Consider the following 13,267-nt stretch of genomic DNA (forward strand, 5'->3'; position numbering starts at 1 on the left):
CTTGTATACAGGGAACTTATCTTTCAACAGTATTGGTAATTACATTTTTGATAATAGCGTTAAACGTTTGCGTAATCGCTAACCTTCTCCGTTCATTATTTTGGGGCTTTTATCACACATTTAGCACTGTTATAGTTCAAACCAGTTAATTAAACAGACCATTCGAGGCATGGAGCTTCCTCAATAATCTCACGAAGAGAAGATTGGTACCCACACTGACACTGTGCGGCATATACAAGAGGGTCAAATAATGGACATGAACATGGTTGAAATTATGGGTTACGCAGCCTCTATCATGGTGGCGATCTCGCTCACCATGAAAGACATCGTCAAACTGCGCGTACTTAACTTTATTGGTTGTGCACTTTTTACCGCTTACGGTCTGATGATCGATGCATGGCCAGTTGTTGTGACCAACGGTTTCATTGCCTGCGTCAACGTCTACTTCCTGACTAAAATGCAACAAGAAAAAAAAACCGGCAGTAGCGCTGAAAACGTTGCATAACAACTAATCAAATGAATCTAAAAATCCCCGGAGAGCGACTCTGGGGATTTTTGTATGTATCAAATGTCATCTGGTAACTTTCGTTGTGCGTAATGCAAAGGGTAGCGAGTACTTGGTCGGAAGAATGGTACCAGCTTGTGAGCCAGTTTTATGATTATATTGGTCGGCGCATAGCTGTAACGCTTGGCATCAATGACCCACGTTCCATTACACTGATTTAACGTATGCAATCCATCTGGAAATGGGGCCGACGGTGTCAACTCCTGCCATTCCCTCTCTCGATATTCATCGCGACTGAGCGACTCAATACGCATCAATAGAATGGAACGGCCGTACACTGAACCTTCTGATGTCTGTGCTACCCGGAAAAGTTGACTGTTATGCTGCAAAATTGCACCGCCGTTTCGGCCACTTTGGGGACTATCCGCAATCGGAGACTGGGGGTGTTCAAGAAACGTTGACGTCAACTCATCAGCCCGGTACAAACGCTGCTTGGTTGGGGCTTCATTGCTGGACGTAAAAAGGTAACAGCCATCCTGATGCGGATACAGAACACTGTCGACATACTCGTGACCAGAAAGCAAATCCCGGACATAAATAAACTTTTGATTTTCCGGTTCAAAACGGTACAGCTTAATTACCTTTTGATCCGACGTTTCCGGCATCAGATACAACTCGCCCTGATACTCAAACATATAGGGAAACGAAACATGCCCATTCTGTTCATTGATATCGCTAAAAAAATCGTATTCCTTGCCTGCTAAGTCGAAACATTTCAGTTTCCCCTGCCCGACGAAATAGCTATACACTTCAAATGCGAGATAAGGCAAGCCATCAAGCTCGAATAAAAACGGATCCGCCTCAAACGAATAACCGGCGAAGTTGTACCAGCGTACCTTCTGATAAAAATCCGCGTCTGTGAAATGGCTGTCTCGTACCACACCGATCTGCCATTCCTCCAGACGAAACAACTTATCCACTATCGCTTTGAGCATCCGTTTGCTCCTCCTTAAATGCCAGACAGGTCCTTAAACCAATCCCACACACCAAATGAGAAGTGCTTGAAAACATCAATACCAAGCGCCGACTTGATCAGATATAACGCCAGCAGTGCCAGTACAATGATCGCGACAATCCCCAACGTAATGGTCGCGGTTAACAAAAAATTCAGCAGCCGCGATTTCTCATACCGAACGGCACGCCGCCGATCGCGTCCTGCAAGTAACACGAAGTAATAACGTTTACCAATCCAGGGAATGGTTTTCCTGACATCCAGAGGATGCCGGGTGACTAACCCCATCGCATCGATGGTTCGTTCAATTTCGTTGCGCTGTGACTCATCTAGGCTATCTGCCACGTCTTTATCCAGCATGTGATAGAACTGCTTAACGGCTTTACTTCGGTTATCGATCACTCTTTTACTTTCCTGCTGCTTTGTTCCAGACATTCAGTGTCTGCTGAGCTATTTCTGCCCAGTTGTATTTGCTGAGATACGCTGAGTAATCACAGCGCTCTCCGATGTGGGCCTGTTGTAACTTATCGGCTAAGGCATCCACGTCCGATACTGGGAAGTACACGCGATCTTCCAGTTTCACTTCTTTATTCGCGGGGATATCACTGACAATAGCTGGCAGTGAATATGACATTGCCTCCAAAAGCGCTATAGGTAACCCTTCATGGTAAGACGGCATCACATATAGCCCAGCCTGAGAGAATATGGTCTGTAACTCATCACCACTGACAAAACCAGTCAACTGCACGCCTGGTGTCGTTTCAGCCCGGTGTTTCAAATTCTCACTGTATGGCGTCGGATGATCAGCGTCGCCGACCAAAACCAAAGGTTGTTCAATGTCCGCTTTCTGATACGCACTGATCAGGTCATGGAAACCTTTTTCTTCAACAAACCGTCCAACAGCAACAATATACGATTTCTCGGCCAAACCATGTTTGGTCAAAATTTTCTGCTGAACGCTCGCATTTATAGGTCGTGGTTCTCGCACACCGTTATGTATCAAATGAGCATCAAGGCGACCGTATTTTTGTTTTATTAAATGGTTGATCACTTCTGAAATGACGATCACATCATTGGCATAGGTCACCGCCATTTTTTCACCAAGTTTGAGTATCGCTTTGGCAAACGCTCCCCACTTCTGGCGATCATAATCAGGGCCATGATGCGTGAAGACTACCCGTTTGCCCAGTAGTCTTAACAGTGGCACAACCAACCCTGGACCAATAGCGTGTACCTGAACCACTTTTGATCCATCAGTCAGGGTGGTGAGAGCGGCCAGAGTGGAATGCAAGATGGCTTCCAGCGATTTCTTTTGGGGTGCCCAAACCGATTTAAGCTGAACCCCATGATACTCGCTCCGCGTGTACTGCACATAAGGTGATCGTGCAATCACAGTAATGTCAATGTCCGACTGACTGGCCATTTCCGGATAGAGGTTCTGACAATGGGTTTCCACTCCGCCTAACACATCGGGTATTCCGCGCGTGCCGAGTACAGTAACTTTCATGACGTTTCTCCTACCAGAGATTGATACAATGCCAGCAGATGCCGCTGATGCGTAGCTAAGGTATATTTTTCTTCAAAGCGATGACGCGCATTAACCCCGAAACGATCAACCAGCTGTGTGTTGTTCGCCAGGTTGTCCATGGCACTTGCCAAAGATTGCGCATTGCCCGCTTCGAATAACCGCCCTTCAATGCCGTCACGAACTTGCTCAGGAATACCGCCGATATCAGCCCCTATCACTGGCTTGCCATACGCCATGGCTTCAATTACCGACATAGAACAATTCTCGTAGCATTCAGACGGTACAATTACCGCCGTTGCATTGCGAATCAACGCATGCAGCTCATCACCACTTTTAAACCCTAGCATATCGATATTGTCATACCGTGCACTGATCTCGTCATACAACGGGCCGTCACCGACCAACTTCAGTGATATATGACGCTGGCTCAGTTGATAAGCATCGGTCAACGTTGCTACGCCTTTTTCTTTACTCAGGCGTCCCAGATATAGGAAGTAGCGGCCATCTTGCGACTGTGATGCATCAATGGATTCATCGATACCGTTGACGATCACCTCGATACGATTATCCGGCAACTTCTGGCGAATAATCTTCGCCAGAAACTCACTCGGAGAGACAATCACATCTAACTGGTGATAGTTTTTCGCCAGCGACTGAAATGTTGCTTCTATCGACAACAATAAACTCTTAAACGCAGAGCCTTGCTGGCAACGGTAACGAAATGCGTTCCATACGCTTCCTTGCAGACATGCTTCGCAAGTGTGGCCATCCCGGTACATCGTGTAGCTCGGACAAGCAATTTTCGTGTCGTGTGCCGTTAGTACTGTCTTGCAACCATGATTATGCGCAACTTTAATAATCGATGGCGTCAATTGATGATAAATATTGTGGAAGTGGACAATGTCCGGCTGCTCCTGCTTTAGGAGTCGTGCCAGCTTTTCACACGCCTCCGTATTATGAATAAAGTGGATGGCCGTCTGTATCTTTGAAGAAAGCGAGTGCCCACCATGATAGTCGACGTTACTGACGAAAAAGTCTGAGTATGGCGATTGGAGATTGTTTTCATGTTGCATCGCAAAATCAACCACCTCGATGCCCGCTTGTTTTACCCGTTGCCGCTCCTGAAAAAACACCGTTTCAGCGCCACCTTTGTGAAAGAAAAACTTATTGACCATCAATACTTTCATCTCATTTCTCTCTCACGTTGTGTTCTGGTGCAGCCATTGGATCTTTGACCGGACGAAACAGTCCAACAAAGAATCCGACAGAATGCATGCTGAGATTCAAGACGCTGTAAGCACCGGCTTTAACAGAACGATTCCGCACAGTTTTAAGGATAAAAAAGCCCAATAATGGGATCAGCGCGAATCCCACTAATGCCGGATTCAGACTCAACAGAGACAACGCAATCAGAGTGAGATAGCCACCAAACAGCAAGGCATTTTTTACCGTGAACAAAGCTTGCTTAAAATGCGACTTACCAAACGCGCCTCGCAGCAACTCGCCCGAACCGAACAGATAGCCGCTGCGCCAACGGTGGGTGAGCAACGCCAATGTCGACAGATCATAAGAGTGGTGGTAAAAGTATGGCACATTCAGACGATGCAGTTTATAACCGGCTAACGTCAGGCGCATACCCAGTTCGGCTTCTTCATACGAATGCAGGTTTCGGTTGGTCAGGTAACCTATATCATCAACGGCGGCTTTACGATACATTCCGCCACCACCAAGGTGGTCGCAGTCTCCGATCGGATAGATTGTCGCCAGTCGTTGCTTACGTGACTGAAACTCGTAGCTGACGGCCTCATCCATTTCAACCGTGCCGGCAACGCCTGCGTATTCCGGGTTTGTCTGCAAGAAATCCAAAGCCAGGCGAATGAAACCCGCTTCAAGCTGCATGTCACCGTCCATCAGCAACAAAAACTCTCCCCGAGCATGCAAATACCCCAGTTGATGTCCGACCCCACAGCAACGTTCATCCGCATGGCGCAACGCGATCACCGTTGCCCCATGCTGCAAAGAAATCTCCTGAGTGGCGTCGGTCGACAAACTGTCCGCAACCAAAATTTCGTAAGGCAAACTTAACGCATCCAACTGAGTCCGGATACTTACAATGGTGTTGGCGATACCGGCCTGCTCGTTAAATGTTTTGATGATCACGCTGATCATTGGTTTTTCAGTCATATCACTGCGTGCTCGCGGTTAAAACAGACTTTCGGATGACCAAAATGGCCCCCAGTGAAAAATAAAAAAGAAATTGATACATAGGTGTTAGCATCAGAATCTGGCTGTACGGCAAGCTCAACAATCCGGCAAAAATAAACGCAATATATGCGGGCTGCCAGGACAGCAGTTGCTTATCCGTATGGTTTAGCTCTTGGCTGGCGAGCAACGGCCTAGGAAACGCAATCTGGACGGCGTATAAGACAGTCATCACGTAGAACAGGGTTCCAAACAGGCCGATTTCCCACAACATCATACTCAACGATGTCGAGTCCAACAGCAGGTTAAATACGATGTTGAGGAAACCAGGCGCGACGCTACTGCCGTGGTTTGTGGCGTTCAACCCATACCCAAACAACTGACTTGGTAACCCATATAAATCGCTGTTGTTGAACCAGAAAAACAAGGTAGTTAAACGTCCTAACTCCCCTGACGGCATCACGTAATTGGGGTCCAAAATGTAGTCGAGTGATGTGATAAAAATATCCAGTGCGCTGGTGGTCGGATCCGCGCCGAGCGAAGAAACGTATGACGCAGCCAAAATTGCAATCGCAATCGCGATCAAACTGAACACGCCACCAATGATGGCCAACATCATTTTCAAATCGTAGCGCTTCATTCCCGCCACATAACTTGGTGCAAACCAGACAAACGCCAGAAGCAAAGGTGAAATCAAAATAACAAATTTCACCTCACCTACAATGCACAACAAAAAGGCGGCGCCAATATGCAGGGCGGTGCTCTTTTTGCTGGCGACGCCATGTTTGTATTCTGAGAGCTTAAGCAGCATGATCAGCATACAAAAAAGCCCCATGGCCGCAGTATTTCCGCCTCCCATAGGATCGCCACCAAATGTGCCAACCACGGAATCCCATTTTTCGTATTCACCTTTAAACGCGACTCGCTGGGGTACTACCACTAAGATTTGATACGCAATTACCGGAAACTGAAGGTAGAACACCCAATACAACGCTTTTGTTACACGATACAACTGTGACTCACGGCAGAAACCAAGCAACATGCAAAGCATCACCAAGCTCAACGCCAGCTCATTTTTGAGTCCAACAATGGTAACAGTGAGCCCACTTTGCAAGACGGTCGATATCACCGCCATCGCAAAGAAGCCAACAAACAGCGTCATCGTGACAAGCTCTTGGGGGTCAAGAGCGAACGCACTGTAACGCGCCTGCATCATCAACAGCCCAAGCATCAGAAACGCAAGAATAAATGGCAACCACAGCACCGCCCCGATGCCAGTAAAATACTGAATCAGACCACACGCTACCAAGGTGGCAAAAGTATACAGTTGCAAGAACAAGCCATTATTCAATGTCACGCGGTGGTTACCCCTTCAGCCCGTTTCAAACTGCGCGCCCTTTGATTCACGCGTACGTAGATAAACGCGTAGCGCAGCGCCGACAACAGAGCGAACGCCAACACCGAGTAGGCATAGTCGTTATAGAAATACGGAAGAACGACAAACGCCGCCGCCACCACCAATAACTGCTCGACCTGAATGCGTAAAAAATATTTGGGAGATCCAAATACCAGTTCAATCACCGTAAGTGGGCACACCGCCAACGCTGGAAAGAGATACGGCAACATGTAACGGGATGTCGGAATTGACTCAATCCATTCATCACTAAACCCGAGCTGCATAACGATAGGGTAAAAGATAAACACTCCTGCCGAGGCAACCAGCCCCAACAAAAACAGCAGCTTGCGGACTTTAATGAATTCATCGTAATTAAATCGACTGTTGCGAAAATCGATCGACCATTTGGAAAAGATTGAGTTTCGAACAGCGTTACCGACAATGATCACAGGCGCAAGACAAAACCGGCTGACCACTGCAAAGTACCCTGCCGTTAACGCCGAAAACCAGAAGTTGATCAGAATTGTCGGGAGATTCGAATTGGCCATCGCCAGCACTTCGGCGCTGCCAACTTTCATGATGTGGCTGCGATTTTCCAGGAAAAATTGCCAGTTGGCCGCTGGCGTCCACTGTGACCAGGTTAACGCTTTGAAATCAATCGAGTAGCTTAGCCAAAGCACAATCATGATCAACAGCATAGCCGCCCAAAGCTGGTAAATTTGTGTGACACTGTGACTCAGTAAAATGGCACTCATCACCACCAGTGATGCAGACATTCTCTGCAGAGCCAACAGTTTCATTTTTTCGACTCTGAGCAACAAGTTTTCAGAGACCAAAATCCAGGCATGACAAAGCGTCAGCACATACAAAATCGTTACTGACCTATTGAAGATCATCGCGACAGCTATTGCATAAGGAATCGCGATGATTGTCGTCTGAACTAAGCAGAACACAATGTTCTGTGACAAACATTCTTCTTGTTGTTTGGGCAGAATTAACTGAGACGCAAACATACACACTTGTGCGCCAATCAGAACAATACTGTATGTCAGCGCATAGTTGCCCACCTCGGCCATGCCGTAATAGTGGGAAATCAGCCAGATCGAAAGCGCACCAATCGCCTGAGACATCACAGAAGAGCCGGCGATTGTGGTGATGCTACGAATCAAACTCATGCTTGCTCCAGCGTATCCAAAGCAAGTGACGATCCCTGAGCAACAAATGCTTTGCTTTCTTCGCTTTGCAGATCATCATCGTTGACCTGATTTAGCACACCAAAGACGCTTTGCTCTGCCGACATCGTTAACTTACTCAGTTCACGCGTCAGTTCCGGCGACTGATGCTGATTGGCTTTGACCACCACCACCAGAACATCCAACACTCGAGATACCAAAAGAGTATCCTTGCTCTCTTCCAGCGCTGGCAGATTCAGGATCAGTTGATCATATTGTTGCGATAGCTGATCTATACAGGCCGTAAATTCATCACGGTCAAAAAAGACCAGAGGCGACTCATCCAGCTCACCGCGTGCGACAACGTCTAAATTTTGTCGAACACCAACAATTTGCTCCTTACCCAACTGGTTGACCAACGCAGAAAAACCGCCCTGCTGTTGATTCTCTTTGGCCGAGGCGAGCACCATTGGGTGCGAAGCCCGGTAATCCAGATCCACCAGCAGTGTGCGTTTCTTATCGCTCATCGCATCAGCCAGTAAACGGCACAGCGAAGAGGCTCCTTCATCCGTGAAACAAGACGTTACACCCAGCACTTTCATCTGCGGTACAGCGTCGAGGTGAATTGCGGCATTAATACCGTGGACAATCTCAGCTGAAGCCGGGTTTTCACTGATGCGACGCAACCAGTCACCTTGGGTTTCGAATTTGGGTAAATCTCCCGCGCTGTCCAGACCCAATCTGCCTCGCAACTGACCGAGATGGGTAATTCGACGATCCAACGCGGCCATAACAATCACTGCCAACACACTGAGAATAAATGTCATGACGCACACCATCGCGATCAGCAGTGCTTTATTCGGTTTCTGTGGTTTCTCCGCCACCACCGCCGGATCGTATATCACGGCATCCGACTCACGGTATGTCGACGTCAGACTTTGTTCTTTCGTGCGTAAAAACAGTTCTTTGTATAAATCTTCGGTCTTATCGAGTTCAGTTTTGAGATCATTGTAGTGATCACGCTTGGCCACCAACGCTTTGTAATCTGTGGCTTGGTTATCCAGTAATGCTTTATACCGCTGCTCTTTAATCAATGCTGCCTGATATGTCTTCTGTAAACCCTGTTTCAATTCATTCAGTAATAGATAAGTCTGCTTTTTGATGGCATCAATCTGCGCCTGGGCCTCCTGAATCTTATTGTGTTTGGGGCCATAACGACGGCTCAAATCTGACAAGCTACGCTGAGCCTGAATCAAGGCAATACGTAGATCCTGAAGTTGAGCGTGACCAGAGATCTCCGGTAGCGATGCCAGGTTCTCAATCGGTCCATTTGCAATTTTCAACATGGTCTCGTAGTCCGCCTGAGCAGCCAGACGGCGCTCTTTCGCATCCGCGTATTTATTGGTCGTGATGCCGAGATTCTCAGTCTCAAAACCATCGATACCACGAAATGTCAGCAAGCCTTGTTGATTCAGATAATCCGCCATCTCTTTTTTCTTGGCGTCGACCTGAACTTTCAGCTCTTCCATTTGCTGCGCATTCCACACCTGTGCAGCTTTGGTTTTTGTTATTTTCTGCTCAATGGTGTAGTCGACAAAAGCCTGAGCGACACCGTTGGCTATCTCTGCCGCGCGTTCTGAAGAGGCCGATTCATAGGAAACGTAAACCAGTTGAGTACGCAATATCAGTGTAAATGACAGGTTTTTCCGCAATGTTTTTAGCGCATTCTCTATGCGGGTTTCTTCTGATAACGTCCACTGGCTTTCATCGTTCTTTTCATCGCCATTGAATGCTTCATCTTCCTGCAATTTCAGTGACGTGATGGCTTTTACCAGAACAACGCGCGATTGCATCAGGTTATATTGCGTTTCGTAGTACGGATCGCGTGTGGAGTCGTAACCGTCGATTTGCTTGAGCGGTGTGGCGTTATCTTGTTGCGCTTTGATCATGACCGTGGCCGTCGAAACGTACTTCGAGGTCATTTGAGCCACCAAAGGGACGGAAATACCCGTCACGATTACGGTGGCCAACGTCACTTTCAGCCAATGCTTTTTAAGGGCCCGAAGAAACGGCGTGAAATCAATACTACTTTCAAGCTTGCGGCCACTTTCTACCAATGAAATCGTCATATTAGAAAAAACTCTGTTCAACTATTACCGTGTCACCCGGGTTAACCGGATGTGTCAGTTTTACATTCTTTATCAATTGGTTATCAGGCAATCGAATGTTGATATCTCCACGGTCCGCCCGATCAGTAAAGCCCCCTGCCAAAGCAATGGCTTGTTCCACCGTCAATCGAGGTTGATACTCATATCCGTTAGGGCTGGTTACTTCTCCGGTAATGTAAAACTTACGAAACTGTTCCAGATTCACCGTTACCATCGGGTTTCTTAGATAATCGCCACGCAAACGGGTTTCGATATCGGTTTCGATCTCAGCAGGTGTTTTGCCCGTCAGCCGCACATTCCCGATGTAGGGGAAGTTAACCTCGCCGATTTTGGTCACCTTGAGTTTCATTGACATATCCGGCTCGCCATAGACCAGAATACTGATCTGATCACCAGTACCAAGGCGATAATCGTCATTGGACGAGTAAACCTCAGTTTGGGCTGGCGAGGATGAGCTGGGTTCAGTGCCTGCTTGCGCCCAAGGCGACACCAAAAACATCACAACTAAAAACTGTACTAGCCACTTCTTCATTTAGATTTGAACCTTCATTGTCAACTGCACCACACTTTGGTCATAACCCAGTGTTCGCTCTACAGGAGTAGTTTGATTGGCACCGATAAAGAATGTATCGGTGTCTTTGTTGGAATCTTTCATGTTGTACACATAGCTCAACTCAAACCGGATTGAGGGACGAAAATCGTAACCAACTAACGCTCTGACGGTCTGAACATTGTCTCTGCGATTATTATTCGTGACCCGATAGTCTTCAGTAAGATAACCGTAGGCAAGCTTGGTAGACAGTCGGTCAACCCACCAATGATGCTCCCATGACGCGCCCACTTTGGAATCCAGTATGTAGCCCCCTTCTTCCGACGGATCTTTCACCTTTTGCCAGGTATACAATTCCAGCATAGAGTGTTTCAATGGCTTCCATTGCGCTTTGATATCCCAGTTTAATCCGGTAAAGCTTTCGGCCGCAGGGTTATTATCAAAATCCTTGTACAACAAAGCGATATTTCCTTCTATCCAGGTTTTACCGGTTCGTTGTGTTTGAATACCGTAAAGCAGGTAGTATTCACTGGTGTCTTTCAGTTCATTCACGTCATACTGACGATAATTGCTAATGAACGAGTAGCGAAAGCGGGTCCTTGACGAGTATTGATCAAACAGCTCGACAATCAGGGAATTCTCGCGCCATTCCTGTTCACGAATGTACTGCCGAAAGTCCTCTTGGATGTCATCGGTATCCCGAAAAGAAAGATCTTTCGTTTCGACTGCGACCTGCAAGCTGCCGCGCCCCTCAGGTGCGCCATAACTGTATCTAAGCTGCGAGTCGACCAGTGAGGTTTTGAGCGCCTGATGAATATTGAAATCTTGATACTGACCGTACGTAAAACCTTCGGTTGTCTCTTGTCCGCGAGCCTCATGGCCCAGTGTTTGTGCAATATTCCAGTTCAGCCCATGGCGTAAGCCAAAACGCCACTTTCCTTCAAACATGTAGAAATGATCGTTGAAATCATCGTCTTCGCTGCTGTTGTAACGACGATAATTGCCGTTATACATCAGGTAATAACGATCTTCTCCACGCTCTCCCGTCGCCTGGATCATCGGCGACAACTGGTAATAGACAGAGGAAACCGCCTGTCCTTCCGGTGTTTTTTCTGCCTGATACGTAACATTACTGTCGTGGCCGTAATCCAACCCAACCTGGCTCTGAAAATCAATACCTAACGGACCAATATGAGATTTCGGGGTAAGGTCTGCCCAAACAGGCTGGCTCACCAATCCAGCAAGCAATGCACAGTTAGTAAGCCGTTTCACTCACAAAACCTTTAAACACAGTTAAAAAGATTATTTTCAGATCAAACCACAGTGACCATTCCTGCATGTACTGAATGTCGTACTGTACGCGTTTTTCCATTTTGTCGACGGTTTCGGTTTCCCCTCGATAACCGTTTATTTGCGCCCATCCGGTGATCCCAGGCTTAATTTTGTGGCGAATCATGTAATTATCCACTATCACCCGATATTGTTCGTTATGAGCGACTGCATGTGGTCTTGGCCCCACAATCGACATCGTCCCCTGCAACACGTTAAAAAATTGCGGTAGTTCATCCAGAGAAGTGCGTCGAATGAAGGCACCAAACTTGGTCACTCGCGGATCGTTTTTCGTGGCCTGAGTCACTACGACTGAATTTTCCATCACTTTCATTGAACGAAATTTCCAGACTTTGATTTTTTTCCCTCCCAATCCATAACGATCCTGCTTAAACAAAATCGGCCCGGGGGAACTGAATTTGACGCCCAATGCAACAAACAGCAGAACGGGAGAAATCAATATCGTTATTGCACCGCCGATGATGATGTCTTCGATGCGCTTGATCACTGCGCCGATACCATCAAAAGGAGAAGAAAAAACACTGAATGTCTGCACATTACCTACCGTATTGATCTGCGATACCGAGAGGTTGTAGCTGTACAAGTCAGGTACGATGGACGTATCCACTGTCGTGTCTGACAAGCGATCGAGGTAATCCCGGATACGATCTTTCGCCACCATAGGTAACGCAATGTAGACATCATCCAGTTCGTTGTTTTTCGCCTTTTCAATTAATCCGTCTACCTGGCCGCGAAACGGGCTTTTGATCAAATAGCTAAAGCGCTCTTCTGAACGGTCATCATAAAACTCAATCTTCACATCTTTTTTGCGGTAATCGCGCAACAATGCTTGTTCAATAGCAAGCCCGGCCGGAGTCAAGCCAACAATCGCAACCCGTTTCGTCCGCCGGAACATCCGGTAGAGCTGTAAGCCTATTAGGCGCACCGATAATAACACCAGGATACTAGAGACAATCCAGATGTCGTACATACTGCCCTTTAAGTTGTTTATCGCAGAGCCTTCCATGCCGTTTAAGGCATGCTTCACAACAAACATCGTGATGTAGGTCAAAAGGGCCGTCATCACAAAGCGAGCAATCAACCGCCGCACACGCATCGGCAAACGCAGCTCATACAACTTGGTATTTTCACCAAATAACACGAACAAAATACCGAATATAACTGCCGCTGAGATATCAACTATTGTTTCATTTTTTCCTGACTCACGGATGAGCCAGGTTAAAGAAAAATTGATGACACAAAAATCGATAATTTTCACGACAGTTGCGTAACCATTGTCGACAAATTTTAACGTGTGACGGGATACCATTTACGCCTCAAATAAAAACCAATTTCGAATCAGAGAAACAAATAGAATTTGAATAAAACCATCTGGTTAGCATAG

General features: G+C 47.0%; 12 protein-coding genes. 1 reads left to right on the top strand and 11 read right to left on the bottom strand.

Annotated features, from left to right (window positions below; translation table 11 throughout):
- Positions 1 to 250 precede the first annotated feature (250 nt).
- Positions 251 to 505 carry a YgjV family protein gene (locus CAG65_RS11670; RefSeq protein ID WP_021705229.1) on the top strand — a complete coding sequence of 85 codons (255 nt, stop codon included), beginning with the start codon at positions 251 to 253 and terminating at the stop codon, positions 503 to 505.
- A gap of 59 nt (positions 506 to 564) precedes the next feature.
- Here the strand turns inward: CAG65_RS11670 and CAG65_RS11675 are convergent, their stop codons facing one another.
- From CAG65_RS11675 to CAG65_RS11725, 11 genes are read right to left on the bottom strand one after another with little or no spacing between them, the layout of a single operon-like run.
- A complete protein-coding gene (locus CAG65_RS11675; RefSeq protein WP_161453741.1) occupies positions 565 to 1,500 on the bottom strand; it encodes a glucosamine inositolphosphorylceramide transferase family protein in 936 nt (311 codons plus the stop codon).
- A gap of 14 nt (positions 1,501 to 1,514) precedes the next feature.
- Entirely contained in the window at positions 1,515 to 1,952 is a 438-nt protein-coding gene (locus CAG65_RS11680) for a hypothetical protein (RefSeq protein ID WP_040902556.1), read from the bottom strand.
- On the bottom strand, positions 1,924 to 3,024 hold the full coding sequence (locus CAG65_RS11685; protein ID WP_161453742.1) for a glycosyltransferase family 4 protein: 1,101 nt from the start codon (positions 3,022 to 3,024) through the stop codon (positions 1,924 to 1,926). Before CAG65_RS11685 ends, CAG65_RS11680 begins: the two co-directional genes overlap by 29 nt.
- On the bottom strand, positions 3,021 to 4,232 hold the full coding sequence (locus tag CAG65_RS11690; protein WP_161453743.1) for a glycosyltransferase family 4 protein: 1,212 nt from the start codon (positions 4,230 to 4,232) through the stop codon (positions 3,021 to 3,023). The genes CAG65_RS11685 and CAG65_RS11690 overlap by 4 nt, the downstream gene beginning before the upstream one ends.
- Before the next feature lies 1 nt (position 4,233).
- Positions 4,234 to 5,229, bottom strand: coding sequence for a glycosyltransferase (locus CAG65_RS11695; RefSeq protein ID WP_161453744.1), 996 nt, complete (start codon positions 5,227 to 5,229; stop codon positions 4,234 to 4,236).
- Position 5,230: 1 nt separating this feature from the next.
- On the bottom strand, positions 5,231 to 6,604 hold the full coding sequence (locus CAG65_RS11700) for a capsular biosynthesis protein (protein ID WP_161453745.1): 1,374 nt from the start codon (positions 6,602 to 6,604) through the stop codon (positions 5,231 to 5,233).
- On the bottom strand, positions 6,601 to 7,818 hold the full coding sequence (locus CAG65_RS11705) for a lipopolysaccharide biosynthesis protein (RefSeq protein WP_161453746.1): 1,218 nt from the start codon (positions 7,816 to 7,818) through the stop codon (positions 6,601 to 6,603). Before CAG65_RS11705 ends, CAG65_RS11700 begins: the two co-directional genes overlap by 4 nt.
- Entirely contained in the window at positions 7,815 to 9,944 is a 2,130-nt protein-coding gene (locus tag CAG65_RS11710; protein ID WP_161453747.1) for a GumC family protein, read from the bottom strand. The genes CAG65_RS11705 and CAG65_RS11710 overlap by 4 nt, the downstream gene beginning before the upstream one ends.
- Position 9,945: 1 nt before the next feature.
- Positions 9,946 to 10,515, bottom strand: a complete 570-nt coding sequence (locus tag CAG65_RS11715) for a polysaccharide biosynthesis/export family protein (protein ID WP_161453748.1) — start codon at positions 10,513 to 10,515, stop codon at positions 9,946 to 9,948.
- The gene (locus CAG65_RS11720; protein WP_161453749.1) at positions 10,516 to 11,805 is read right to left on the bottom strand and encodes a capsular biosynthesis protein; all 1,290 of its coding nucleotides are present in this window, start codon (positions 11,803 to 11,805) and stop codon (positions 10,516 to 10,518) included.
- A complete protein-coding gene (locus CAG65_RS11725) occupies positions 11,789 to 13,192 on the bottom strand; it encodes an undecaprenyl-phosphate glucose phosphotransferase (RefSeq protein WP_161453750.1) in 1,404 nt (467 codons plus the stop codon). Before CAG65_RS11725 ends, CAG65_RS11720 begins: the two co-directional genes overlap by 17 nt.
- Positions 13,193 to 13,267: the final 75 nt, after the last annotated feature.

It is taken from the genome of Vibrio sp. V39_P1S14PM300 (genome assembly GCF_009904765.1).
In the GTDB taxonomy this organism is placed as follows: domain Bacteria; phylum Pseudomonadota; class Gammaproteobacteria; order Enterobacterales; family Vibrionaceae; genus Vibrio; species Vibrio proteolyticus.

Excerpts from the sequence above, each read along its gene's own strand:
- CAG65_RS11715 (WP_161453748.1), bottom strand. The coding sequence starts at position 10,515 with ATGAAGAAGTGGCTAGTACAGTTTTTAGTTGTGATGTTTTTGGTGTCG.
- CAG65_RS11705 (WP_161453746.1), bottom strand. The coding sequence starts at position 7,818 with ATGAGTTTGATTCGTAGCATCACCACAATCGCCGGCTCTTCTGTGATG.
- CAG65_RS11690 (WP_161453743.1), bottom strand. The coding sequence starts at position 4,232 with ATGAAAGTATTGATGGTCAATAAGTTTTTCTTTCACAAAGGTGGCGCT.
- CAG65_RS11710 (WP_161453747.1), bottom strand. The coding sequence starts at position 9,944 with ATGACGATTTCATTGGTAGAAAGTGGCCGCAAGCTTGAAAGTAGTATT.
- CAG65_RS11685 (WP_161453742.1), bottom strand. The coding sequence starts at position 3,024 with ATGAAAGTTACTGTACTCGGCACGCGCGGAATACCCGATGTGTTAGGC.
- CAG65_RS11670 (WP_021705229.1), top strand. The coding sequence starts at position 251 with ATGGACATGAACATGGTTGAAATTATGGGTTACGCAGCCTCTATCATG.
- CAG65_RS11675 (WP_161453741.1), bottom strand. The coding sequence starts at position 1,500 with ATGCTCAAAGCGATAGTGGATAAGTTGTTTCGTCTGGAGGAATGGCAG.
- CAG65_RS11725 (WP_161453750.1), bottom strand. The coding sequence starts at position 13,192 with ATGGTATCCCGTCACACGTTAAAATTTGTCGACAATGGTTACGCAACT.
- CAG65_RS11680 (WP_040902556.1), bottom strand. The coding sequence starts at position 1,952 with ATGTCTGGAACAAAGCAGCAGGAAAGTAAAAGAGTGATCGATAACCGA.
- CAG65_RS11695 (WP_161453744.1), bottom strand. The coding sequence starts at position 5,229 with ATGACTGAAAAACCAATGATCAGCGTGATCATCAAAACATTTAACGAG.